This is a genomic window from Photobacterium sp. 270122K, assembly GCF_059941365.1.
The window spans coordinates 517,937-544,085 of sequence record NZ_JBPOEN010000001.1; the positions used below are offsets into that span (position 1 = coordinate 517,937).

The following is a 26,149-nucleotide window of genomic DNA, read 5'->3' on the forward strand; positions in this document are numbered from 1 at the left end:
GCTTTGCAGCGTCACATTAACCGATAAAAATGCGATTGATACTGGAGTTAAACGCGAGAGAAGCGCGGGAGGTGCCGCTTATAGAGGAGGTTACTGTCCTTCCAACCGGCAAGGCGGTTGCTGGCAGGTTCGACATTGAGCATCCAGTCCACATTCGGATGGAAATCAATACGGAAATCTTTTTCAAAACTGGGCGCAGGGGCAATCGGCAGCTCGATGGCCAGCAAGTACAGTGGCTCACCCTCATCCGAATCATGACGGAATAAGGTCGCCATGCGCGATGCGCCAGTTAACAGCGGATCTAAACTGCGCGTTTCGGTAGAATGCTGGTTGCTTTGAGATTGTTCCTGCGAGGCATAACGCATCGATACCTGATCGCCAAAATCCCACTCTAATTCGGCGTAGTCAGATCCCTCCCACACTTGGGCGGTATCACGGTGTGCCTGAGCATAAAAACGATCAAAAGAAGCGGATTCTGCGAGGTGTAACGACACCGAGGCCGGTGACGGTAATACTGTGGCTAATGTCGCGCTGTAGGGTGCATTGGACGTCACGCCAGACACAGGTGTATTCAGGTTTGCTTGGCTAGTGCCAGCGACCCCTATACACAGTATCAGCAGAAAAACGCGTAAAAATGCAGCGAACATATCAAAACCACTTATTATGACTTCACGCAAAATAGGGCTAAGCCCCTTGAGAGTCAAGTGATTCTTTACACTCCTCCCCCCGCTCATCACTGCTTTCTGGGATGCATTTTCCCTTCCCGCCTACATATTTCGCAGGCTTGGGTATATAGTGTCCCTTTTCATAACAACAATATGCTTGTTATCTCAACGTATTACAGAGAAAAACACGCTCAACAACCGACAAGGAAGCAAACATGACAACCTACCGTATAGCATTTATTGGTCTTGGCACAATGGGCTTTCCCATGGCCGGGCATTTAGCCGCTGCTGGTCATAATGTCACCGTTTATAACCGTACCACGACTAAAACAGAGCTGTGGACGCAAACCTACTCCGGTCAATTCGCACTCACCCCTGCTGACGCCGCAAAAGACGCGGACTTTGTGTTTACGTGTGTCGGTAATGATGACGATCTTCGTCATGTGTACTGCGGTGAAAACGGGATTTTATCAAGCGTCAACGCAGGTACTGTCTTGGTGGATAACACCACAGCCTCTGCAGAAATCGCCCGTGAGCTGGCGGCATTAGCGGCCGAGCAAGGCGTGCATTTCTTGGATGCGCCAGTTTCGGGCGGTGAAGCGGGCGCGGTTAACGGCTGCCTGACCGTGATGGTGGGCGGCGATGCAACAACCTTTGAGCGCGCCAAGCCGGTAATGGATTGCTTTGCCAAAGCCACAACCCTGATGGGTGATACCGGCTTTGGTCAGATCACCAAAATGGCCAATCAACTGTGTATTGCCGGTGTGCTGCAAGGGCTGTCAGAGGCTATCTCGCTGGCGAAAGCCTCTGGCCTCGACATCGAAAAGATGACCGACGTGCTTAAACACGGTGCGGCGGGGTCTTGGCAGTTGGAAAACCGTGCTGCAACCATGGCAAATAATAGCTTTGACTTTGGTTTTGCCATTGATTGGATGCGTAAAGATCTCGGCATCTGCTTTGATGCGGCAGAGAAGCGCAATGTCGACCTGCCACTGGCAACACAAGTGGATGCGAAATACGCCGAACTTCAGCAGCGAGGCTACAGCCGTGCGGATACATCCGTGCTGATCAAACAGTTTGATGAGGAGTCTCGCTAAACCGCACCGATTTAGGGCGAGATAGCAGACACAAAAAAACCGCCGATTCGGCGGTTTTTTTTATGCTTTACGTTATCACTCACGTGATAGGTAACGTTTCAGCTTATAGGCTGATGAAGATACCCGCTAGTGCTGCACTCATCAGGTTCGCAAGGGTAGCGGCAATCACGGCTTTAAAGCCAAGAGTTGCTACGTCACCGCGACGCTCTGGTGCCATCACACCGATAGAGCCGATTTGAATCGCGATAGAACCGATGTTAGCAAAACCACACAGTGCAAACGTAATGATCACTTGGCTGTGTGCCGATAGGGTTTCTTTCACGCTAACGAAGTCTAGGAAAGCCACGAATTCGTTTAGGATCACTTTCTGACCGATGAATGCGCCCGCTTGTAGCATTTCGTTTGCTGGTACACCAATGATGAATGCCAATGGTGAGAACAAGTAACCCAGCATGCCTTGTAGGGTCAGGTTCTGGAAACCAACCAATTCACCCAACGATTCTAGGCCTGCGTTTGCCATCGCAATCACACTCACGAAGGCAATCAGCATGGTACCGATAGCAACAGCCACTTTCATGCCATTCATCGCACCTGCAGCCAACGCATCAATCGCGTTACTGTGGTCGCTCTTCGACATTTCGATGTCTGTTTGCTCAACCGCAACACTCTGCTCAGGAACCAGCAGTTTCGCCATCAACAGGCTACCCGGTGCCGCCATGAAGCTCGCTGCGATCAGGTACTTAAGATCCACACCCAGGCCAGCATAACCACCCAGCACGCTACCAGCGACCGATGCCATACCACCCACCATAACGGCGAACAGTTCAGAGCGGGTCATTTGCGCAAGGAAAGGCTTAACAAGCAATGGTGACTCACCCTGAGACAGGAAGATGTTACCGGTTGCGACCAAAGATTCCGCACGGCTTGTACCCAACGCTTTTTGGATGCCACCACCGATCACTTTGATGATCCATTGCATCACGCCAAGGTAATAAAGAAGGGAAATAAGTGCACTGATGAAGATAACGAGAGGAAGAACACGAACAGCGAAGATGAAACCTGTCGTCGCCAGATCGCCAAACAGGAATTTGATCCCTTCATCAGCAAAACCGAGAACGCTAGCAACGCCACTACTCATTGCGCCTAGCATCTTCTGTCCCAATGGGAAATAAAGCACCAAAGCAGCAAAACCGGCTTGCAATAACAACGCCCCACCCACCGTACGCCAGTTAATGGCTTTACGATTTTCAGATAGCGCGTACGCGCACAATACCAGTACCAAAATACCGGCCAAACTAATTAACAACTGCATTATTTCGTCCTGTTGCTTTGTCTATGTGTTGGGGTGTCGAAAAATGAAGGTGTTACTGCGTGCCATACAACGGGGAACATCGCTTTTGGGGAAAAAGCAAAATAGGTAGGTTCCAAACAAAGACGTTTGGAAAGTGTGGATTTGTCCGCCCAACTGTACAACATACAAGTCACCTAATTAACAAGCTAAAGTAATGCCGGTCCAACTCCGTGGGTCGTTCACATCTCCGTGGTGACAGCTTGTAACTCAGGTGGCTGAACTCTATGGTTCTGGCCGGATGCGGAGTATATAGAGACATAGGTCACATTAACAACCCCAAAATCTATTTTTTTTGTGAGGCGTCTTCAAGTGAACAAATAATCATCAAATGTAAGCAGATATTTCCAACTGTCAACTTCGTCACATTCCACCGTCCTCGCCCGAATTATTAGGGGCTTCCCTTGTGTTCAGTTTCTCATTCAGCTAGGCATAAAAAACGCAGCCCGTAGGCTGCGTGCATGTCGGTAGTATTGAGATAACTCGGCGAACGCACTGAATTATTGATTCTCTTTCCATTATTCTTTTTGCAGATCTTCAATCACATCCGCATACCCTTTCGGTGGCGGTGTCCAGCCACGCTCCGAGGAGGCTTGCTTGCTGTGCCGTTCCGCTTTCATCTCTTCACTCAAGGCTTCTTCAAGTTGAATAAACAGATCCCGGTAAGTCGCATTAAACTTGCTGTCTTCGGTATTGTCTTTCCATGCTTGGTACAGCATTTCTTTGCTGCGCGTTTCGGTTTCCACGAAGGTTTCGCGCAATTGCTCCGCACGGAAGGGATGAATACCCAAATCTTTCAACGCTTGCGTCCCTAATGTCAGCGCTGAATGGTACGTTTCGCTGATCATATAATCCGCGCCTGCGTGGCGTAGCGCATAGTGATGACCGCGATCATACGCGCGCGCCAATATACGCACCTTGGGATAGGTGTGTTTCACGTAATGCACCAACTCCACGGCCCGCTCCGGATCATCAATCGCCACCACCAACAATTTGGCGTCTTCAATACCGGCGGTATGCAGCAGATCAGGCCGCGTTGCATCGCCGAAATAGCTCTTGATACGTATCGCACGCATGTTATCGATTTGACCCGCTTCATGGTCAAGCACCACCGTTTTTACCCCATTTGCCACCAGCAAGCGGTTAACGATCTGGCCGAAACGGCCAATACCCGCGATGATCACCGAGCCGGTTTCATCAATGGTATCTGCTTCACGATCATTGGCTTGATCTTCAAAACGCGGCAACACCACTTTATCGAAGAAAATAAACAAACCAGGAGTTAAGAACATGGAGATCGCCACCACCAAGGCCAAGACTTGAGCGATATCAGCCGGTAATACATGGTTCTGAGACGAGTAACTGAGTAGCACAAAGCCAAATTCACCGGCTTGCGCCAAACTCAGAGTCAGCAAATACCGATCCGATCCTTTCACGCGGAAAATCAGGGCCAGTACGAATAACACGGTCGCTTTTACCAGCATGACACCCAGCGTCAGTCCGAGCACCAAAAACAACTGGCTGAACAGCACGGAAAAGTCGATGCCGGCACCAACCGTGATGAAAAACAACCCCAATAGTAAGCCTTTAAACGGTTCGATATTGGATTCTAGCTCATGGCGGAACTCACTGTTAGCGAGCACGACACCGGCCAAAAACGTCCCCAACGCCGGGGACAGCCCCACCAAGCTCATTAACGCAGCAATGCCGATCACTAACATTAACGCGGTCGCGGTAAAGATTTCTCGCACCCCCGATTCCGCCACAAACCGAAACAACGGCCGACTGAGGTAATGCCCGCCCACCACCACACTGGCAATGGCAGCTATCACCACAAGGGCATAGCCCCACCCCGGCAATCCTGCGACAAGGCTTAATTCATCATGGTGCTCCGCCGCTTGCTGTGCCAATTGTTGTGCTTGCTGCACCAATTCCGGCAACGCCAGTAAGGGGATCAACGCCAGCATGGGGATCACGGCGATATCTTGAAACAACAGCACGGAGAACGCATTGCGTCCCCCTTCTGTTTTCGCCAGCCCTTTTTCATTGAAGGTTTGCAAAACAATCGCGGTGGAAGACAGGGAAAAAATCAGACCGACCGCCAAGGCAATGGTCCACCCCACGCCAAAAGCAATGGCAATCCCCATCACTATCGCAGTGGTCAACCCGACCTGCAAGCCGCCCAACCCTAACAGGCGGTGGCGCATATCCCATAACATGCGCGGTTCCAGTTCGAGCCCGACCAGAAACAGCATCATGACCACACCGAATTCAGCGAAATGCTGAATAGCCAACGTTTCCGCTCCCACTAACCCCACCACAGGGCCAATCACCACACCCGCAATCAAGTAACCCAGCACAGAGCCGAGCCCTAAGCGTTTAGCAATCGGCACCGCAATCACGGCAGCACATAGATAGATAAAGGCCTGAATAAAGTAACTGGTCATTGCGCCTCCCTGATCACCGCATCGAGATCCTTGTTTAAAATAGGCATACGGCGGGCCGCTTCACGATCAATCCGGTCAGTCTTAATTGCCCGCAACAAACGCAGCCAGTCGGCCACATGCGGGGCAACCCGCTGCTCTTCTTGCGCCATGCGCGCATTAAACAAGGCAAACGGGGCCCAAAATTCCATCCCTGTCAAAATAGCCGTTTGCTCCAGCGGTTGTAACAATTCTTTCAAGGTGTAATGGTTATACCCCTCGGCACAATAGGCCGATTCTGGCCCGCCAGCGGTTAAGGCACAAAAGAAGGCTTTACCGTGCAATGCGGTCCCTTCAGAGCCATACGCAAAACCGTATTCCAGCACCAAATCTTGCCACTCTTTTAAAATAGAGGGCGTGGAATACCAATAAAGGGGAAACATAAAGATAATCACATCGTGATCACGCAGCCGTTGCTGCTCACGGTCGATATTGATCCTGAACGTGGGGTATTCATGGTACAGATCAACCACCGTGATCCCTTCAAGCTGTTGAGAGGCTTGGAGCAGTGGAAAATTAACTTCTGAGCGAGCGGGTGACGGGTGGGCAAATAGGATCAGTATTTTATTTTTTATCCCTGACATAATCTTCCTTTAGCGCAACATTGCTATCTAATTGAGGAAACAAGACGTTAGATTAAAGATTTTTATGCTGTTGTTCAAATTCACTCATGGTATTTATCGGCCTTACTCTAGGCCTGATGTATCCCAATACACATAAACAGACTCTTCTTTGAGCTTAAAGATTATGCCATCGTTCCCCAATCCGGACTGGCGATACACTGGCTGACCGTGGCTATCTCGGTAATTACCGGGGGTATTCCCGATGGGCATGAAGTCATAGTACACCCCATCAGAACGATCTAACGTGACATGCCCCTGCCGTTGAGAAAACACACAAAAATACTGACCAGCAGGCTTACTGGCACCATGAGGATAAATATCGCAGCGCACATCCATGGTATCGGCATATACCGACCACACACTACTGCATACCCCGCCGATCAAGAGATACAAACAGATTCGCAGATACTTCAAGCGACGCATGCCGCCGTGCAGACACGTTGACATTCAGCTTCTCTCCGATCACTTCAATTACATCAAGTGTAGTTGAGAAAAGCCTGAATTATTGCTCGCGCATCGGGACACATTGAGGTAGGTTGACAGCGAACTATTGATACCATTAACACTAATGATTATGTCGCATCGCTCAGCCCTCATTAAATCTCATTCTGTCATACAGCCTGTCACCTCACGGCTTTCTTTAACCGCTTCACGCATCACTGTGGGGGGGTTATCACTGTTAACGCTAGCGTTACTGTTTACCAGTCACGTATCCTACGCCGCCTGGCAACTGACAGAACATAAGCTCCTTAACTTCACGGACAGTTACGGTAACATCACGCTACGTAATATGGGAGAAATCCGCTTGCCCGATCCCCTAACGGTGACGGGTAACCTCAATCTTGAAAACAGCCGCATTACGCAACTCCCGCAATCCCTCACGGTCAAAGGGAATTTGAATTTAGCATACAGTGATATCACCGCGTTGCCCTTGATGATCCATGTTGAAGGTTACATCAATGTCGCAAACTCAAAAATTACGGCACTGAATAACGGGTTACAAGTGAAAGGGGATTTAAGTTTGATGGGAACAAAAATAACGACATTGCCGCCGTATCTTTATGTTGGGGGGAATCTCTATCTTGCCAATACCGGCATCACTGCCCTGCCCACTTATTTAGTGGTCGATGGCCATGTTTTCCTCGGCGGTGCACCGGTAACGTCCATTCCTGACAGCGTAGAAGTTCGTGGAAATATATACCGCTGACTCCGTCAAATAAAATAAACATGTAAAGTATCAAATAAAACAGGGAAACGTTTGCGTAAAGACAAAATAAAAAGAAACAACGTCATTTACGAATAAGAAAAACAGCCAGAAGATAAAACGGGATGAAAATTAAGGCGGGAAAAAGAAATATTGCCAGAAACATAGGATCACTGCATGTTTCTGGCCGACTTTGTTACAATTCACATTTTACAGCTTACAAATCATAAAGATAGCGTCATCGCTTCTTAGAAGTAAGATTACTTCGATTTGTTTTTTAGACTAGTAGTCTGCGACTGATGATAAAACCACTGTCGACGGTTACGATTAGCCATAATACACCTCTCATTTTTCCAAAACGAGTAAGGTTGATATTTCAATAATTAATACCGTTCTTACTCTTCCATACCATTCTACTTTACCCGATATGTTGTGACGTCCGTATGACAAACAGGTAAATATAAAATGTCATTACTCACTGGATAAAAACAACGACACGACGCTTTCAGAGCGATTGGGTTCGATGAACATTCAGGAGTTAAAGAACTGTGATAAGCATTGAGGGAGAAATTGAAATGACCTTAAGTTGCGAGTTAAGGGTTCCAGCAGGAAAAATTTCACCTCTATTTTTTGCAATCAACAAACTTTAATATAAAAGTCCACTGCATATATTGCAATACTCTTTTTGCCTTTTTTTTGTGATTGTCATCATTTATTTCACTCAAATACCTCATAAATTCCGGCTATCACATTGAAAGTATACCTATTTACGATAGCGGGATTTTGGTTGAAATAAACATAAAAAAATCACGCCATCACCGTTTTCACCCGGTGATAACAGGCAAAAAACACGAAAAACACGGCTTTCCGCCTCACATTGACACCCTGCCATCACCTGTTAGCCTTACAAATGAACCCATAAAAGGCCACTGTCATGGGCATGTATTCGATCACGTTAGAACAAACCGCCAATGTCCCTAAAACGGTCTTGTTCCAACTGCTCGCCGATCACGACAATTTGGATCGCTTTTTTGGCGGGCACTATACTCTGATCCGCGCGGGCAAACCGGACACCAACGGCATTGGTGCGATTCGCCAAGTCTCTGATGGCTGGTTTTCCACTCAAGAACAAGTGATCGCTTACAAAGAAAATGAACACCTGCAATACAAGATCATCCAAGGGGGGCCCGTTAAAGAACACGGCGGCTGGATCAAACTCCAGAGCCTCAGCGCAGAACACAGTCTGATCCACTACCGTATTATTTTCAGTCCCAAAGTATGCGGTACCGGCTGGCTGGTTGGTTACTTTTTTAAACGCAGAATCAAAAAAGCCCTGCTCAACCTTGCTGCCTACAGTGAGTTAACCTGGCAATCGCCTTCTCCATAGCTCTCTTGGGGCCAATCTGCCTCATCCGTCTGTTAGCCACACTGTAACGTGAATATAAAATTCGGCATGTAATTTGATCCAGTCGATAGCCAACAGGGGCTATCGCTCTTTACTATGAATCTCTATTCATTGTTTAAGGATTTACTATGATGCAACATCAGCCGTTATTGACCACCTCGCGCTTAATACTTCGCCCTTTTCAGCTTTCCGATGCGCACAAGGTGCAACAATTAGCGGGCGAAGAACAAATCGCCAATGGCACCATCAATATCCCCCACCCCTACACTGACGGTGTGGCCGGTCAATGGATTGGAAAACTGCTTGCCGATTGGCACCGTGGCCACTCTGCGATTTACGCGATTACCCTCAAATCCTCCTATCAACTCATTGGTTGCATCGGCCTGCATAACATTGCCGATGGTAAAGCTCAGCTCGGTTATTGGATTGGAGTGCCGTTTTGGGGACAAGGCTACTGCACCGAAGCGGCTGAACGTATTACTGAATTTGGCTTCAAGCGCCTTCAACTCGATACCATTTACGGTCAACACTACAGCCAAGAAACACAGCCTGGGAAAGTGATGCAAAAAATCGGCATGCGACATGTCATGACCAAAACCGATGCCCTGCGCGTTGATCGCCTGTCGGTCGATCTCGAATATTACGAAATGACGCGTCCGGAAGACATCAAACAACCCGAACCTATCCCTGCTCTGTCATGAGCAGGGGAAACCCTTTATTTTGCAATCCATTAGTCACACAGTGAGTCGCGTAGTCGCGCCATATGATACACATCGACATACGTGACACTCTTGAAGGCATACTGTTTTGCAGCCCTATTTGTCCATCGCATCGATACATTCTCAGCATCGCAAAACAAGATACCCTATTATATAACAATGCATTACATCACATCGCCTCCTGTATCAACACATTTCATCCCCCCCTTAATCAGCCAATAGCTATACTAACAATGATCACTTTAAGGGAACCTGACGTATCTTTCAGGCGCGTCGATAAAAGCGCATGACACAATGCCCATAATGACAGGGGGTAACAAGCTGCTCTTCATGACGTGTGATTGGTAAGCGCTTGAATGGAAAGCATTCAGTAAAAAAAACGTCATAACGTGAAAGATACGCATTCAAGGCTGGTCTTATGTTGTGAATATGACAGTAAGCCTTTACAACGGAAAACGATAGAAACGCTAATTAAAGCGACAAATAACAAGCAATGAGGTGTAGATTATGTTGAACTTAAAAGTATTAACAACAGCAGCCGTTATCCTGATGTCCTCTTCTGCTTTTGCAGACATCCGTGTGGCAGACACCCACAACGGGGCATGGGTAACCGTGACCAATAACGGTCAACCTGCTGCTAATGCATCTGTAAGCGTGGCCAACGTGCCACAACAACGCCAAACCTACCAAACTGACGAAAATGGCCGTGTGTTTATTCCACTTACCTTAGAGAATTCACGTTCAATCAAATACAAAGCCACCACGGAAGACGGTAAAACGTCATCTCGCTTTGCGTTCCACTCTACGAACAAATAATAAATCTAACGACGTCCATTTTTAACCGCTTGTTTAATATTGATAGATTGTTTATCACCAACAAGGCATCCAACGGGGTGCCTTGTTGATTACACCCGCGTTGATTACACATGAGACGTATAATCACGCCGATTCAAATCCCGCGCCAATACCAATGCCAATCCGATCATCTGTAAGAACAACGCCAAATTACGCATGCGGGAAATGTCTTCCATCTTCTGGGCGTGTTCAGCAATCAACTGTAAATTATCCAAATACAGCCGATCAACCTTATCCCGCAACGCACGTTGTGCCTCATCCAATTGCGCCGTTATGGTCGGTAACGTCGCCACACTGATCGTTTCTGGTGCTTGAGGGAGCCAGTCGCCTAGCGCTTTCGCCATTTCAATCTCAATCGCTGCGGGTATCTGCTGGCCTGACACCTCACTCACGGTTAAAACGGTCATGATGTGCTCTCTCTTTCGTGACAAGGTTTCGACCTGTTGCCATACCAGACGGATCAGTTTGTCGTTGCTTTGTTGCTCTTGCACCAACACATTGGCCTGTTGGGTTGCATCATCAATGTAAAAATTGGTCATCAAGGCCGAGACGATATTCAGCAATAATCCCAGCCCTACCACGACCCATGTGGGCAACCACCGACAAATCGTCCACGAACGCTGACCGGTTGGTTTTGTTTGATCATCATCCATCGCCTCCCTGCTACTCCTTCCACGTTACGCTGTACATACCCTTCAGTATGGCAAAAGCGGCCTAATATGGGTGAATAGCCTTATTTCGACACCGCAACGGGGACATTGTTTTTTGGTAGGTTGGCCCCCTTCTGTCTACCTTTATAAGTACGTTTTAAAAAGGTTATGACTTTAAAAAGGAATGCTTTTCAATGGATAACGCGATGCTTCATGCAACACGTACCGTGCTCTTGTCGGGCGATGATCCAGAACAAAAACGCCAACAACTGAAACAGGCTTTCTCCCAAACATGGGGCTTATATGAATCCCTGTTTGACGTCATCCAGTCAGATGACGGGTTTTACCTCAAAGCAGAACCGCTTCGTCACCCTCTCATCTTTTATTTCGGCCACACGGCGACCTTTTACATCAACAAACTCAAACTCGGTAAATACCTCGATCATCGTATAAACCCCCACCTGGAATCCATGTTTGCCATTGGGGTGGATGAAATGTCGTGGGATGATCTGGATGAGAACCACTATGACTGGCCAAGCGTCGAGGCCGTGAAACAATACCGCGATGCCGTACACACCTGCGTGATGACATTGATTGATACCCTACCGTTGTCACTGCCTATCACGCAAGACTCCGCAGCATGGGTGATTTTAATGGGGATCGAACATGAGCGGATCCACCTTGAAACTTCATCGGTGATCATTCGTCAACTCCCGCTGTCGTTGGTCACCCCCCATCCTCTCTGGTCTGCGTGTCACGACACCGGCACGGCACCAGACAACGCGTTACTGTCCGTTTCCGGAGGGCACATTACGCTCGGGAAAAGCACGGATTCCGAGACTTATGGCTGGGACAATGAATACGGCGAACAGCCCTGTCAGGTGGAGGATTTTCAAGCCAGCCAGTATTTGGTTTCCAATGAAGAGTTTCTCGCCTTTGTGCAGGCCGACGGTTACCGTCATCCGCGCTTTTGGAATGATGAAGGCAAAGCGTGGTTGGCCTTTACCCAAGCCACCATGCCCCGTTTTTGGCGCTATCGGGATCAACAATGGTTTCAGCGCAACCTCACGGAAGAGATCCCACTGCCACGTAACTGGCCCGTGGAAGTCAATCAACTGGAAGCCAAAGCCTTTTGTCACTGGAAAGCCGAACAACTGCAACGGCCAATACGCTTACCCACCGAAGCAGAATGGTACCTGTTACGGCAGAATATCGACCAAGACTCGCCCCACTGGGATGAACCACCAGGCAACATAGAGTTGCACTATTATGCGTCGTCCTGTCCGGTTGACCGTTTTGTGCATGAAGGATTTGGTGACATCGTCGGTAACGTCTGGCAATGGACAGAAACCGCCATGGATGGCTTTCAGGGCTTTGCCGTGCACCCGTTATATGACGACTTCTCTACCCCCACGTTTGACGGCAAACACACCCTGATCAAAGGCGGATCTTGGATTTCGACGGGCAACGAAGCAACACAGTCCTCACGCTATGCATTTCGCCGTCACTTTTATCAGCATGCGGGGTTTCGTTATGTTGAATCCCAGCAAGATCCTGAATCCATGACGCGCCTGAATATCTATGAAACCGATGAAGTGATTTCACAATATCTGGAGTTTCATTACGGGGCGGAATATTTCTCGGTACCGAATTTCAGCCTCAACGGGGTCAAACAATGTTTGCAAGAGGTGCAACTGCCTCATCACCGCAAAGCGTTAGACATCGGCTGCTCCGTCGGTCGTGCTTCGCTGGAACTGGCCAACACTTTTGATCATGTCGATGGCATCGACTTTTCCGCCCGCTTTATTCAGCAAGCCTATTCATTGATCGAACAAGGCGAAAAACGCTACACAATAAAAACGGAAGGCGATCTCGTGGAGTTCAAAAGCGTAACACTGACCGAATTGGGCTACCAAACCGTCGCCGACAAGGTGCACTTTTCGCAAGGGGATGCCTGCAACCTCAAACCGCAGTTTACCGGTTATGACTTGGTGTATGCCTCAAACCTGATTGATCGCTTGGGCGATCCGAAACGCTTCCTAACCACCATCCACCAGCGTATCCAACCCGGAGGCTATTTGGTGATCGCCTCGCCGTATACGTGGCTGGAGGAGTACACGCCCAAACAACACTGGCTGGGCGGCGTTAAAGTCAATGGGGAGAACTTCACCACGTTAGACGGGTTAACAGAAACCTTGATCCCGCAATTTGAACTGGTGGCAGTAAAAGCCATCCCATTTGTGATCCGCGAAACAAAACGTAAGTTTCAGCACACCTTGTCAGAAATGACCATTTGGCGGAAACGCTAACGGCAAAAAAAGAAGGCCACGCAATGTCATGCGTGGCCTTCTTCTTTCCTTCATCCTTTCTTCATTTCTTCATCTCACCGTCAGCCTTGAACTGCCGTGAGTTGACCGTCGGGCGCTTATTCCGTTCTGAGTACGTCATGATTGCTCGCGATTATTGATAGCTGTCATCCATCATGCCCGCATCTTCCGGCTGCCCACCCGCATTGTCATTATCATAAGACGCACTGTCATCCATCACATCCACGCCTTGGTTAGTGTTATCACCTTGCGTCCAATCCCCTTGTGCGGTGTCATCTTGCAAGCCTTGTGGTGATTCTGCCGGACGCCCGCCCGATTGCATCGCATACGCATCATCCACCTCAATCGTGATACTGCCTTGTGCGTCGTCAACCGGTGTGCCGATCTCTGTTTGCCCTTCGAGGTGAAGGGTTGTGGTGCCTTCTCCCTCTTCAGGCAAGGCCATCGTGATCGGTTGCGATAAATCCCCGCTGATGGTGTAGTTCCCTTCGCCATCCGCAATACCGGTATTTAAACTGGCCCCATCCGGTAAATTTGAAATCTCGACTTGCTGTACGTCGGCATTGTCCGTGATCTCATCCGGCAATGACAAACGCACCTCACTCCCCGGTGCCGCGGTAATATCCGCCTCAGTGGATTCCTCTTGAACACCGTCTTCAACGACGGTTTGACTATCCACATCCACTGGCGCATTGTCTGCGCCGTCTGGCTCTTCGGCACGGTTAGCGCTAAAGGCTTGCTGCTGCGCCCCCGGCTCTTGATATTCATCCACGGTCAGGCTCAGATCATGCACTGAGGATGTATCACCGTCTTGTGTCGTTACTTCCACATCCAGTTGACCGGCAAAGTCATCATCACTCCAAAATACCCACTGGTCATCGCTCTCTTCAAGCAAGGTACCGGCTTCACCGTGATAATCCACCTGCGTGATCGCCGCCGTGTCGTCTAAGCCCAACGACTCACGCATATCATCGGCGGTCAGTATCAACGCCCCCATCTCATCAAGCATAAAATCCGCACTCGGTTCGGCGTCGGCGACATCGACATTAAAGTGACTGCGAACACTCTCGTCGCCGTCTGTTGCTACAAAGGCGATTTGCGCTTCACCGCTGTATCCCTCGGCAGGCGTAAAGCTGTAACTGCCGTCCGCTTGCGTTTCAAGCACCCCTTGGCCACTGATTAGCTGTACCGATTCAATACTGAGTGTACCGCCCTCACTCTCTGAAAGCTGATTCAGCATGTCTTGCGGCGTAAACGTTAAGGTATTGCCCGCCCCAAGATCCGTCGTCACAATCTGATCCACCGTGGGTGCCTGCTTGGCATCAGGATCCGGCGCGTCATCCACTGAAATGCTGCTTTGCACATCCAGCAACGTCTCACCTTGCTGCACTTGGTAGGCAAAATCCACATCGCCAGTGAACCCTTCACTCGGCACAAATGACCAGGTACCATCGCCATTATCCGTCAGCTCACCTTGGCTGCGGTCAATCAAGTGCACACCCTGAACGCCATCCGTGTCTTGGGTATCAATACCATCAGCCATGTCGAGTAAATCATCCACGGTCAGCAACAGCGCTTCATCTTGCGCGGTACTGAAATCGGTATACCCGTCGGTCGGCTCAGTGAGTTGACTCGATGACTCTTCGCCATAATCTGCGGTGGTTGCAGACACCGTGACAAAGAAATTCCCGCTGAAATCCTCCGGCGGCGTCAGGGCTAAATCATTAAAGCTCCACTCGGTAATATCCACCACTTGGCCCGGCTCGGTGATCACCATACTGTTCACCCCATCAGAGACTTCAAAGCCCACCGGGAAGCCGGTGATCACTAAGTGGCTCAGTTGCTCTGACGCGTCAACCATATCAACGTTCAAGCCCAACAAGCCTGTGGTATCTTCATCAAACACCAAAGGGCCGTCATGATCGGTCGTGATCACCGCGCCATCCGCAACGGGACGAATAAAGACAGGCATTTCAAGCAAGGTGGTCGCCCCGCTCGGATCACTAACCTCAACGTGTAACTCCGCGGTGCCCGCATAGTTTTCAGCCGGTGTGAACGTCCAACTCCCGTCTTCATTTTGGGTGACTTCACCGCCTTCTTCGCCATCCGCGGTGATCACTTTCGATACCACGAGATCATCACCGTCAATATCGCCGAACAAATCCAGCATATCGTCGGCTTTAAAAGTAAAAGCGCCATCTTCATGGGTCGTTAAGTGTGCGTTACCACCATGGAAAGGCGCATCATTGACAGGCATCACATCCACTTTCATGCTGCCATCAACCATGTTATCGCCATCCGAGACTTGATAATCCAGTTCAATCAAGCCATTAAAGTCCGGCGGTGTGATCAGGTGATACATACCATCTTGTTGCAGTTGTAACTGGCCCGTCGCGGGCTGTTTCAGTGATAAACTTTCAAGGCTGAGTTGATCGCCGTCGGCATCAGAGGCTTGCTTGAGGATATAAGCGGGATCAATAACCAGTACTTGATCTTCATCACCGCTCATCATCACGGTTGGCGCCACCGGTTCATCATCCACGGGGGTCACATCGACCGTCACGGTCGCGGTATCCGTAGAGCCATTGCCATCAGATACCGTGTAAGTAAACGATGCCGGCCCGTTGTAATCGGCATCTGGCGTGAAGACAACATTCCCGTCATCGTCCAGTGACACCTCGCCATGGGTATCTTCCGTCGCCTCAACACCGACAATCGTTAGCAGATCGCCGTCTGCATCCGTATCATTTTTCAGTAAGTCTGCGGGGTTAATGATCAGCTGTCCGTCTTCTTCCACCTCAATCGGGCGAGAGGTAATGCTGTCATTCACATCCACCAGTTGCTCTGTCACATCAATCGGATCATTGGCACCGCTGTGGTTCAAATCCAACGACACGGCATTCAGCACTTCGCTACCATCCGGTTGAATGGTTGTCATCTGAATCTCATCAGACATCGTCCGTGACACTGTCATGTTTTGCACGACATAGGTGCCATTGCTGCCCGTGGTACCCAGCGTAAAGTGGTGTACCGGTACATCCGTTGTGAACACATAGCTATCTTGATATTCACCGGACTCGCGATACCCGCCCTGCGCATCAATCAAGTTGCCATCTTCGTCATAGGCCGTGATCAACACTTCCGTCGCATTGCGGCTGGTTTCATCAAAATACCCACCCAAGCCATCTAATTGGAAGGTGATCTGATTAACGTCTTCCCCTTCGACCGTCACCGTGAGCATTTCATTGGTATCTAAACCGTGACGGCTTTCATTACCGATCCCCGCCCCTACATGGCTGCCCGCGCCATTCCATGCCGCCAACTCACCGGTATTGACTTCGGTGGTGATCGTCACGCCATCTTCTTTATACACGGCGGTATTGCCATCTACCTCGCCCCAGTCTTCGACCTTGGCGGTACCATCAAATATTTGGGTTGAGGTATCACTGTCAAAACTGCCTACGCGAATATCGCGCGTTCCCGCTTGCACGTCTTCCGCATCCGGGACAAATTGCACTTGAGTATCCGCAGGATATTCAACACCGACCTGCATATCGGTCCATTCCCCGTCCTGATCGAGGCATTGTACTGAGCCGTGCGTTGGTACCGCCTCCAAACGGATCATCGGGTCATTACCGTCAAGGCGACTATCATCTGCGGCAACGACTTCATCATTCACAGAAGCAAGATCAAGGTTGCCAGACGCTGGCGTGATCGCCCCATCGTTGTCGTTCACATCAAACGTGAATGGCACATCACCGTTGTAATCTGCCGTTGGCGTGAAGGTGAACGTGCCGTCGCCGTTATCCACTACATCACCGTATTCCGGCGCGATAGTGAGGTTTTCAGCGGTCAGGTTGTCGCTGTCGATGTCCGTAGCGTGCTCAAGCAGCATGTCCTGCGTGAAAATGACATCGGTATCTTCGCTGCCAGTAACGTCGGTATCTTGGGCTACGACCGCCGCATCGTTTACTGCCGCCAGTTCCAAGTTGCCAGACGCTGGCGTGATCGCCCCATCGTTATCGTTCACATCAAACGTGAACGGCACATCGCCGTTGAAGTCTTGAGCAGGCGTGAAGGTGAACGTACCGTCACCGTTATCCACTACATCACCGTATTCCGGCGCGATAGTGAGGTTTTCAGCGGTCAAGTTATCGCTGTCGATATCCGTGGCGTGCTCAAGCAGCATGTCCTGCGTGAAGACCACATCGGCGTCTTCGCTGCCAGTAACGTCGGTATCTTGGGCTACGACCGCCGCATCGTTTACCGCCGCCAGTTCCAAGTTGCCAGACGCTGGCGTGATCGCCCCATCGTTATCGTTCACATCAAACGTGAACGGCACATCGCCGTTATAATCTGCCGCTGGCGTGAAGGTGAACGTACCGTCACCGTTATCCACCACCTCGCCGTATTCTGGCGCGATAGTGAGGTTTTCAGCGGTCAGGTTGTCACTGTCGATATCCGTGGCGTGCTCAAGCAGCATGTCCTGCGTGAAAATGACATCGGTGTCTTCGCTGCCAGTAACGTCAGTGTCTTGCGCGACCACGGCGGCATCATTCGCAGCCCCCAGTTCCAAGTTGCCAGACGCTGGTGTGATTGCCCCATCGTTGTCGTTCACATCAAACGTGAACGGCACATCGCCGTTGAAGTCTTGAGCGGGCGTGAAGGTGAACGTGCCGTCGCCGTTATCCACCACCTCGCCGTATTCTGGCGCGATAGTGAGGTTTTCCGCGGTCAGGTTGTCGCTGTCGATGTCCGTAGCGTGCTCAAGCAGCATGTCCTGTGTGAAAATGACATCAGTATCTTCGCTGCCAGTAACGTCGGTATCTTGCGCGACCACTGCGGCATCGTTTACCGCCGCCAGTTCCAAATTGCCAGACGCTGGCGTAATAGCCCCATTGTTATCGTTCACATCGAAGGTGAACGGCACATCGCCGTTATAATCTGCCGTTGGCGTGAAGGTAAACGTACCGTCGCCGTTATCCACTACATCACCGTATTCTGGCGCGATAGTGAGGTTTTCAGCGGTCAGGTTGTCACTGTCGATATCCGTAGCGTGTTCAAGCAGCATGTCCTGCGTGAAAATGACATCAGTATCTTCGCTGCCGGCAACGTCGGTGTCTTGGGCTACGACCGCCGCATCGTTTACCGCCGCCAGTTCCAAATTGCCAGACGCTGGGGTGATCGCTCCATCGTTGTCGTTCACATCGAAGGTGAACGGCACATCGCCGTTGAAGTCTTGAGCGGGCGTGAAGGTGAACGTACCGTCACCGTTATCCACTACATCACCGTATTCCGGCGCGATAGTGAGGTTTTCAGCGGTCAGGTTGTCACTGTCAATATCCGTAGCGTGCTCAAGCAGCATGTCCTGCGTGAAAATGACATCGGTATCTTCGCTGCCAGTAACGTCGGTATCTTGGGCTACGACCGCCGCATCGTTTACCACCGCCAGTTCCAAGTTGCCAGACGCGGGGGTGATCGCCCCATCGTTGTCGTTCACATCAAACGTGAACGGCACATCGCCGTTGAAGTCTTGAGCGGGCGTGAAGGTGAACGTGCCGTCGCCGTTATCCACCACCTCGCCGTATTCTGGCGCGATAGTGAGGTTTTCCGCGGTCAGGTTGTCGCTGTCGATGTCCGTAGCGTGCTCAAGCAGCATGTCCTGCGTGAAAATGACATCAGTATCTTCGCTGCCAGTAACGTCGGTATCTTGCGCGACCACTGCGGCATCGTTTACCGCCGCCAGTTCCAAATTGCCAGACGCTGGCGTAATAGCCCCATTGTTATCGTTCACATCGAAGGTGAACGGCACATCGCCGTTGTAATCTGCCGTTGGCGTGAAGGTAAACGTACCGTCGCCGTTATCCACTACATCACCGTATTCTGGCGCGATAGTGAGGTTTTCGGCGGTCAAGTTATCGCTGTCGATATCCGTGGCGTGTTCAAGCAGCATGTCCTGCGTGAAAATGACATCGGTGTCTTCGCTGCCAGTAACGTCAGTGTCTTGCGCGACCACGGCGGCATCATTCTCTGGCGAAACAGCCAGTTGTGCGTTTGACGCAACCACGCTGCCATTGCCGTCCGACACATCAAAATGCAAGGTAAAATCACCATGCACATCCTGATTCGGCGTGATAACAAAAGACCGCTCACCGCTGTCCGGATCCACCACTAACTGGACACTGCCATTGTCCATCGTCACGTTCGAGGCCATCAAACTGTCACCGTCGGCATCACTGGCATTAGCCAGTAATTCGGCTTCGGCGATCACCATCGCAGTGTCTTCTTGGGTGGCAAAATCGAGACTTTCATCGTCATCAATCACCACGTCATCATTCACGGGAACGATGTCAAAATCGATGGTAGTGGTCGTTGAAGCGACCTCGGGAGAGTCATCGGATAGGGTGCTGTCTTCTTGTGACGTCGCTGTTAGCGACAGTGACACTGAACCGTGGAAATTTTCCGCGCCCTGGAAGGTAAGCTGTGCTACATCCCAATCGGTAATATCTACGCTATTACTGCCCTCTTCAGCGGTAAACGTGTGCGTACCATCGGTTAACGTCGCGCCATCCGGCAGATCATCAAGCACCAATGACTGCATGGACTCCGACCCATCGGTATCCGTAACCGCGGCGGTAATATTGAGCGGTACTGGCGTATCTTCATCAAAGGTATTCGCCGGTGATGCGGGCTGGACTTGCTGACTCACATTGAAAATCTGGATCGTCGGCTGACCACCGCCTGCATCCGGGGAGGTATCTGTCAGTGATACCGTTAATGACGGCACATCCGCATCTGGCGTAACGGTCACAGGGGCAGTGAAATCCGTATGCGCCGTGCCATCAAACACGGTGATCGTCAGTTCCGCCTCACCGCTGTAATCTTCATTAGGGGTGTAAACCCACTCACCCTGATCGTTTTGCGTGACAGAGCCATTGGCATCAGAAGTGATATTGGAAATAGACAGCACATCACCATCAATGTCAGTGGCATTTTCCAACAGCGCAGCAGGATCTATGGTGATAGCACCATCTTCATTGAGCGTGAATGATGTCTCCGCCAATACAGGGGCATCGTTGGCAGCCGCTAAATCGACATTGCCAGACGCTGGCGTCACCGCCCCATCGTTATCATTCACATCAAAGGTGAACGGCACATCGCCGTTATAATCCGCGATTGGCGTGAAGGTGAACGTACCGTCACCGTTATCGACCACTTCACCGTATTCTGGCGCGATAGTGAGGTTTTCCGCGGTCAGGTTGTCACTGTCGATATCGGTGGCGTGTTCTAAGAGCATTTCCTGCGTGAAGATCACGTCGGTATCTTCGGAGCCAGCAACGTCAGTGTCTTGCGCGACCACGGCTGCATCGTTCACCGCGGCCAAATCTAACGTGGCGGTAGATGCAACTTCACTGCCTTGCTGATCAGACACCGTAAACTGTATCTCCAATGCACCATTCACATCGGCATCGGGCGTGACCACAAATGTCTTGTCACCGGTTTCCGGATCAACCCGCGTTTCGACGCTGGCATTGTCTATTGTCAGCTCAGAAACCGTTAACTCATCGCCATCCACATCGCTGGCATTGGCAAGTAATTCTGCCTCGGTGATCACCACCTGATTGTCTTCAACACCGCTGATTGAAATCGTCGGGGCGTCCGTATCAATCACAACATCATCATTCACACTGTCGATTTGAATTTCAAACGTTTCAGATAGGGTCGCAGTGTCAACGTCGTCTTCGATCGCCTCTTTGGTTACCGCATTTGCGACATCAACTTCAAACGTTTCAGTCGTGGAGGCCGTATCAACGGCGTCACTCTGTTGCCCTGATGCAACACCACCGGAGGTTCCCGCGCTCGCCGAACCGGAGTCACCCGATAATACGGTATTATCACCACGTCCATTATCATCTGTATCCTGAGAAGCCGATCGCGCGGGTGCATTACCGCCCACCGCCTGCCCTCCCACGGGGCCGCCGTCTTCTGCCTCGTCACGGCCATTATTGACTGGCTGCGTCTCATCGACGTCTGATGCTCGATGGCTCTGCGATGCACCTTGGGGGGCGGTGCTTTCCTCGACCTGACGTTGCTCCCCTTGTTGCGTTGGATCTTCAGGGGCGGAGGCTGAATCACTCGCACGGTTGGCATGGGTATTTTGGTCAGCGGATTCCGCTCCCGTCGCCGTCGTCGCCGCTAAAGTGCTTTGCTGATTATCCCTTTCAGCGGCACGGTGTTCGTCAGTTCCTTTATCCGGCGTGGCTTGATGTTCCACCGCATTATTCAGCGTACTATCTTGTTCATTTTCTCGCCCTTGATGCGTATTACTCGCCATTATCGCCTCCGTACGTTGTCAGCTTTCGCATACAAAAAATTTCTCTTCATATAGAAAAGTTCAGCGCTCAGCAATTGGCAAACATATCGAAAACAATTTACGCACTAATGGAAAAAATAGAGATCTTACGCACACTTACATACAAAAAAGCAACACAAAGAACAGCTAAAAAAGCAACACATCATGCAATGAGAGATAGATCAACAAACGAAACATTGCCGCATAGGTATGCCTTGTATTCCATTCACTACTAAGCCATACCTTAGTGTTAGGGAGCTATATGTAAAAAACATATTGCTAAAGAAGTATCACGCCAGCCCACTGGCGCATTTCATCCTCTCCATGAGAGTGACTCAATGGTACTTCTGGGTCATACATGAATAACAAGGATCTAGCCGATGATTAACTTCGCCGCATTCAGTGACGCCATGGAAGGAGACAGTGACATGATCTCGATGCTTATCGAGCTCTACACGGTCGAACATGGGGATGATATTGAAAAAATGAAATCGCTCTATGCCAGCGATGCACTCGAAGACTTATTTATGACAGTGCACTCATTAAAAGGGGTACTTCTCACCTTGTGTGAAGACACTGCCACGCAACAACTGGAGCACATTGAAGTGTTATGCAAACGTGGTGAAAAACCCGTACCTGATGTAATGGCGGCCATGTATAACGAGATCCAGAACATCAACGATCAAGTGGCCACACTGCCAATCGCACATTAATACATGCACCGCCTCAAGGAGTGAATGCGATGGGCATAGAAAAGCATATTAAACAGGCATTAATTGAAGCCAAACACCCTCAAGATCCCGAACTTGAACAAGGAATTTATATACAAAGTGCCATGACCAGTGTGCACAAATCGTTGTTATTTTTATTTATTGCCCTGTTACTTTTTATTGCGCTGGCTTCACAGGCGACGATCGATATCGTCGTGTCATCCCGCGGTGAAATGCTCCTTGATTCCGATGTCGAGCGGGTACCACACCTAGAAGGCGGCATTCTCGACACCATGCTGGTCAAAGCTGGCGACTATGTGTATGCAGGCCAGGCCATTGCCCGCTTAAAATCCGTCGATAGAAACACACAATTTACCTCTGCAACGCTCGATATTACCAGTTTAGAAATGGATATCGCCCGTTACTCGGCATTAATCGATAACACGCCACCGGATTTTTCCTTATACAGCCATTATCCGGATTTAGTCGCTCAGTTCACGGATTCCTGGCAGACAGAATTTCAGAAAAACACCTCTAACATTGCGCTGATCACCCTCGATATTGAGCATAAACAGCAACTGATCCAATCCATGAAAAAACGGATCCGCAGCTCGCACAAACAACTCGGGCTCATCCGCAAACAGCTCACGATTAAACAAACGCTGTATAAAGAAGAAATGGCGTCATACATCGATGTGCTCAATATGCAGGTTCAAGAAACGAACATGCTAAGAGAAATTGAAAACCTCAACGAAGCGGTCATGAATGAGACTTTTCAATCTGCTCGGTTAGATAAACAACGAAAAGATACGATCGCAACCCGCAATGCGGGCTATCAAGCACAAATCAATCAGCTGGAAAAAGATCGCTCACTCAAACAAGCGCAACTTCCCCAACATGCTGACAAAGTGGATCGCCTCACGGTGTACTCCCCTGTCGATGGCATCGTAGACAAAGTCCATTTCAATTTTAAATCGGCCGTGATCCCCCCCAATGAAAGCCTTGTCGACATTTCGCCGGTACAAAACACCCTGCACGGTGAAGCCAAAATTGCCAAAAAAGACATGGGCTTTATTGAAGTCGGTCAGAATGTAAAACTGAAATTCGATACTTATAACTTCGCAAAATATGGCTTTATTTCAGGGAAGATCGCCTCCATTAGCCGATCTTCCTATCAAGAAGAAGAGGAAGAATTCTATATTGCCAAAATTGCCATTGAGCGTGATTTTCTGGAAAAGTCGGGCGCCCAGTACACCCTGTCACCCTATATGGAATTTACCGCAGACATTAAAACCGGTTCCCGTTATGCCATTGACTACGCACTGAAACCCGTTATGAGTGCAATGGAAGACGCCTTTGATGAGAGGTAGTACAGTGAAAAGTACAGTGAAAATATCAAGGAAGACATTCACCCGTATCACGCTCGGGTGCATCGCGTTCGCACTGGTGGTACAAGCTGGGCTTGGCGGGCAATGGCTGCGTTTGCAGGAAAACCATGAAACGGCCCTCAACGCTGATATCGTTCAACGGTCACAAGCGGTGCTGACACACACAGAGCAACTGTTACAGGCCACCCTGACCTGCCAAGCCAATGAGTGTCAGGCAACGCAAGCCCCCATGGCGCCGTTAATTTCAGCGCTTCAATTGGCCATCGCTGAATTTCAGGACAGCGCATCACAAGAAAAGTCGCGCGTCAGCTTAGTCGGCGATCCGGCCTATCCGATAATGCTTGTTGCCCTGAGTCGATTTAACGCGACCCATGAAATCGCGCCTTTTCAGCACGCTTTGTTAGCCAGCCTGTCAAACGGGCAACGCACCCACCAAGCCCTTATTCAAACCATCAATGCGCAGCATCAACACGCACAGCAGCAACTGTTAATACAAATTGTGTCGGTGTTTGTCATGTTGGGTGGCGTGTTGGCGTTCTTGTTCTGGCTGGGAAAAAAAGGGACACGTGGCACTGGCCTTAACGCGCATCACAGCCAGAACAACATCGAACAACTCGCGACACAGCTCGAACACATTGACGCCAAAAGTATTCAATCCCTATTGAATGACTTGAGTACGTCCCCTGCTGAACGCCGCATCTATGCCAATCTCGCCTCGATTTATCAGGATGTTGAGTTTCAAAAACGCCATGCCGATCTCTACCGTCAGCTGTATGCCTTAATCGGCTACGAAATTCGCGGTATGACCAACACGATTCAAGGCGGGGTGCGACTCATCGCTCAAGATGCCGGGGAAAATGGCGCGGTCATGGCGCGCGATATCACCCTTGCCACCAATACCCTGTCTGATCTGGCGGACAACTATAACCGGCTTATTTCTGGGGGGAATAACGCCCCAACCGGCAACGTCGCGTTTCTGCCGTTGTTGTCAGAATTGGTGGTACACCTGACCGCAAAGACACAGCACACACAGCGTCGCTTTGACTGTCATTTAAACGATAACCAGCCAGAGGTGATTGAAGGGAACTCCACCAGCCTTTTCTGGGTCTTGTTTTTACAGTTGTCTAACGCCATTTCCGCCCAAAATGAACAGCACACGCTATTCAATATTTACACGGAAGCGGCCGATGAAGTTGAACAGACCCGTTTGATTTTTGAAGCGATCTTCTTACCGACTAACCGCCTTGATCTGACCGCCATACAAAGGGCCAATTGGCAACGCGTTGATGAAAAAAGTGGCATCAACGATGAGTGGTCTAAAGCGATTCTGTCCCACGTTAATCGTTTTCAATCAGCATGGTCACACGCCGAACTCCACGGGACAGAGACAGAGACAACACAAGCTCCCCTTAGCCTGCAAAAACTGCATATTGAAATAGATATTACGCCGAAAAGTTTTTATCGCATCGACCGCACGCTTGAGAAAAAGCACGTGATGATCTGCACCGACTCCCCGCTGCAAATCGACCTGATGTCACGCATGCTGACACAGTACGGCGCCACCGTACAAATTGTGCGGGCGGCCAACGATATTTTCAAAGCGCTCCCGACAATGCAACGCTTCGATGCCGTTATCATCACTGACACCATCAAAGGGATTCAACTCAAATCCTTCTGTAAAACCTTGCATTCACGCCTGAAAAAAGCAGGCAAAACCAAGCTGTTCTTAGCCGCATCAGAGTCCAGCACGGTTCAGGACACCCACCAGTATGTGGACAAGGTGTTCTATACCCCGTTCATTCCTCATGAATGGATCCCCAACTTGACCGAGGCAATGCAGGAAAACGAAGAGGCCGATGTTCAAACGCAGAATGCCTTCTTGATCGTCGAAGATGATCGCGTTCAGCAGTTCTTACTCAAGCAACTTCTCAGCAAACAAGGTTATGACGCACACACCGTCAGTGATGGCTCACAAGCGGTGGACTACATGAAAGAACACGGGGCCGATATCGTCTTTATGGACTGCATTATGCCCGGTATGGGCGGGATAGAAGCCACCAAACTGATCCGCCAGCGGGAGATCGAACAGGATATTCATCAACCGGCCACCATTATTGGCGCAACCGCACTTACCAGTGCCAGTGAACACAAGTTATGTATTGAAGCAGGGATGGACTATGTCATCAGTAAGCCGTACAAAAATGATGAGATTATCAAGGTCATTAAAAAATACATGGCCATTAAAAAAATCAGTTAAGCCCGGTCAGCCCAGCAAACACGCATGCAATGGACTTATTCTTGGGATGCTGTACGGGGTAAGCG

Annotated in this window: 15 protein-coding genes and 3 pseudogenes; 9 read left to right on the plus strand and 9 right to left on the minus strand. The window is 49.9% G+C overall.

The features are described 5' to 3' along the window. Window positions 1-47: 47 nt before the first annotated feature. The gene (locus tag ACSF8W_RS02345) at window positions 48-647 is read right to left on the minus strand and encodes a hypothetical protein (protein WP_500844692.1); all 600 of its coding nucleotides are present in this window, start codon (window positions 645-647) and stop codon (window positions 48-50) included. A gap of 173 nt (window positions 648-820) precedes the next feature. Here ACSF8W_RS02345 and ACSF8W_RS02350 point away from each other — a divergent pair. Next, window positions 821-1,762 (plus strand): annotated as a pseudogene (locus ACSF8W_RS02350) (NAD(P)-dependent oxidoreductase); the annotation flags it as partial. 103 nt (window positions 1,763-1,865) lie between these two features. Here the strand turns inward: ACSF8W_RS02350 and ACSF8W_RS02355 are convergent. The 4 genes from ACSF8W_RS02355 to ACSF8W_RS02370 form a co-directional block, all read right to left on the minus strand. Continuing rightward, window positions 1,866-3,074 carry a NupC/NupG family nucleoside CNT transporter gene (locus ACSF8W_RS02355; protein ID WP_500844694.1) on the minus strand — a complete coding sequence of 403 codons (1,209 nt, stop codon included), beginning with the start codon at window positions 3,072-3,074 and terminating at the stop codon, window positions 1,866-1,868. Window positions 3,075-3,628: 554 nt separating this feature from the next. Further along, entirely contained in the window at window positions 3,629-5,557 is a 1,929-nt protein-coding gene (locus ACSF8W_RS02360; RefSeq protein WP_500844695.1) for a monovalent cation:proton antiporter-2 (CPA2) family protein, read from the minus strand. Beyond that, complete coding sequence (locus ACSF8W_RS02365) at window positions 5,554-6,177, minus strand: NAD(P)H-dependent oxidoreductase (RefSeq protein ID WP_500844697.1); 624 nt, start codon at window positions 6,175-6,177, stop codon at window positions 5,554-5,556. Before ACSF8W_RS02365 ends, ACSF8W_RS02360 begins: the two co-directional genes overlap by 4 nt. A gap of 102 nt (window positions 6,178-6,279) precedes the next feature. After that, window positions 6,280-6,663: a hypothetical protein gene (locus ACSF8W_RS02370; protein ID WP_500844699.1), complete on the minus strand. Its 384-nt coding sequence runs from the start codon at window positions 6,661-6,663 to the stop codon at window positions 6,280-6,282. Between the two features lie 214 nt (window positions 6,664-6,877). Between ACSF8W_RS02370 and ACSF8W_RS02375 the strand changes: the two genes are divergently transcribed. From ACSF8W_RS02375 to ACSF8W_RS02390, 4 genes are all read left to right on the plus strand, one after another. Then, entirely contained in the window at window positions 6,878-7,423 is a 546-nt protein-coding gene (locus ACSF8W_RS02375; RefSeq protein WP_500844701.1) for a hypothetical protein, read from the plus strand. A 931-nt stretch (window positions 7,424-8,354) separates the two neighbouring features. Next, entirely contained in the window at window positions 8,355-8,807 is a 453-nt protein-coding gene (locus ACSF8W_RS02380) for an SRPBCC family protein (RefSeq protein WP_500844702.1), read from the plus strand. A gap of 146 nt (window positions 8,808-8,953) precedes the next feature. Beyond that, window positions 8,954-9,526 (plus strand): GNAT family N-acetyltransferase, encoded by a 573-nt coding sequence (locus tag ACSF8W_RS02385; RefSeq protein ID WP_500844704.1) that lies wholly within the window; start codon window positions 8,954-8,956, stop codon window positions 9,524-9,526. A 525-nt stretch (window positions 9,527-10,051) separates the two neighbouring features. Continuing rightward, window positions 10,052-10,360 carry a hypothetical protein gene (locus tag ACSF8W_RS02390; protein ID WP_500844706.1) on the plus strand — a complete coding sequence of 103 codons (309 nt, stop codon included), beginning with the start codon at window positions 10,052-10,054 and terminating at the stop codon, window positions 10,358-10,360. Between the two features lie 104 nt (window positions 10,361-10,464). On the opposite strand, the gene ACSF8W_RS02395 is transcribed toward ACSF8W_RS02390, so the two are convergent. Then, the gene (locus tag ACSF8W_RS02395) at window positions 10,465-11,052 is read right to left on the minus strand and encodes a hypothetical protein (RefSeq protein WP_500844707.1); all 588 of its coding nucleotides are present in this window, start codon (window positions 11,050-11,052) and stop codon (window positions 10,465-10,467) included. A gap of 191 nt (window positions 11,053-11,243) precedes the next feature. On the opposite strand from ACSF8W_RS02395, the gene ovoA reads away from it, so the two are divergent. Further along, window positions 11,244-13,358, plus strand: coding sequence for a 5-histidylcysteine sulfoxide synthase (ovoA, locus tag ACSF8W_RS02400; RefSeq protein ID WP_500844709.1), 2,115 nt, complete (start codon window positions 11,244-11,246; stop codon window positions 13,356-13,358). Window positions 13,359-13,509: 151 nt separating this feature from the next. Here ovoA and ACSF8W_RS02405 read toward each other — a convergent pair whose 3' ends face one another. The 3 genes and pseudogenes from ACSF8W_RS02405 to ACSF8W_RS02415 form a co-directional block, all read right to left on the minus strand. Beyond that, window positions 13,510-14,739, minus strand: a complete 1,230-nt coding sequence (locus ACSF8W_RS02405) for a cadherin-like domain-containing protein (protein WP_500844992.1) — start codon at window positions 14,737-14,739, stop codon at window positions 13,510-13,512. Beyond that, a pseudogene (locus tag ACSF8W_RS02410) lies at window positions 14,725-17,001 on the minus strand (tandem-95 repeat protein); the annotation flags it as partial. The pseudogene ACSF8W_RS02410 and the gene ACSF8W_RS02405, both read right to left, overlap by 15 nt. 36 nt (window positions 17,002-17,037) lie before the next feature. Beyond that, a pseudogene (locus ACSF8W_RS02415) lies at window positions 17,038-21,711 on the minus strand (tandem-95 repeat protein); the annotation flags it as partial. Between the two features lie 398 nt (window positions 21,712-22,109). On the opposite strand from ACSF8W_RS02415, the gene ACSF8W_RS02420 reads away from it, so the two are divergent. The 3 genes from ACSF8W_RS02420 to ACSF8W_RS02430 are packed head-to-tail and all read left to right on the plus strand — an operon-like array spanning window position 22,110 to window position 26,084. Continuing rightward, the gene (locus tag ACSF8W_RS02420) at window positions 22,110-22,442 is read left to right on the plus strand and encodes an Hpt domain-containing protein (RefSeq protein ID WP_500844711.1); all 333 of its coding nucleotides are present in this window, start codon (window positions 22,110-22,112) and stop codon (window positions 22,440-22,442) included. A gap of 29 nt (window positions 22,443-22,471) precedes the next feature. Beyond that, complete coding sequence (locus ACSF8W_RS02425) at window positions 22,472-23,809, plus strand: HlyD family type I secretion periplasmic adaptor subunit (RefSeq protein ID WP_500844713.1); 1,338 nt, start codon at window positions 22,472-22,474, stop codon at window positions 23,807-23,809. A 16-nt stretch (window positions 23,810-23,825) separates the two neighbouring features. After that, complete coding sequence (locus ACSF8W_RS02430) at window positions 23,826-26,084, plus strand: ATP-binding response regulator (RefSeq protein ID WP_500844715.1); 2,259 nt, start codon at window positions 23,826-23,828, stop codon at window positions 26,082-26,084. The last annotated feature ends 65 nt before the right edge of the window (window positions 26,085-26,149 follow it).

Bases quoted from the DNA above. Each gene is read 5' to 3' on its own strand.
- ACSF8W_RS02345 (WP_500844692.1), bottom strand. From the start codon at position 647: ATGTTCGCTGCATTTTTACGCGTTTTTCTGCTGATACTGTGTATAGGG.
- ACSF8W_RS02355 (WP_500844694.1), bottom strand. From the start codon at position 3,074: ATGCAGTTGTTAATTAGTTTGGCCGGTATTTTGGTACTGGTATTGTGC.
- ACSF8W_RS02360 (WP_500844695.1), bottom strand. From the start codon at position 5,557: ATGACCAGTTACTTTATTCAGGCCTTTATCTATCTATGTGCTGCCGTG.
- ACSF8W_RS02365 (WP_500844697.1), bottom strand. From the start codon at position 6,177: ATGTCAGGGATAAAAAATAAAATACTGATCCTATTTGCCCACCCGTCA.
- ACSF8W_RS02370 (WP_500844699.1), bottom strand. From the start codon at position 6,663: ATGTCAACGTGTCTGCACGGCGGCATGCGTCGCTTGAAGTATCTGCGA.
- ACSF8W_RS02380 (WP_500844702.1), top strand. From the start codon at position 8,355: ATGGGCATGTATTCGATCACGTTAGAACAAACCGCCAATGTCCCTAAA.
- ACSF8W_RS02385 (WP_500844704.1), top strand. From the start codon at position 8,954: ATGATGCAACATCAGCCGTTATTGACCACCTCGCGCTTAATACTTCGC.
- ACSF8W_RS02390 (WP_500844706.1), top strand. From the start codon at position 10,052: ATGTTGAACTTAAAAGTATTAACAACAGCAGCCGTTATCCTGATGTCC.
- ACSF8W_RS02395 (WP_500844707.1), bottom strand. From the start codon at position 11,052: ATGGATGATGATCAAACAAAACCAACCGGTCAGCGTTCGTGGACGATT.
- ovoA (WP_500844709.1), top strand. From the start codon at position 11,244: ATGGATAACGCGATGCTTCATGCAACACGTACCGTGCTCTTGTCGGGC.
- ACSF8W_RS02420 (WP_500844711.1), top strand. From the start codon at position 22,110: ATGATTAACTTCGCCGCATTCAGTGACGCCATGGAAGGAGACAGTGAC.
- ACSF8W_RS02425 (WP_500844713.1), top strand. From the start codon at position 22,472: ATGGGCATAGAAAAGCATATTAAACAGGCATTAATTGAAGCCAAACAC.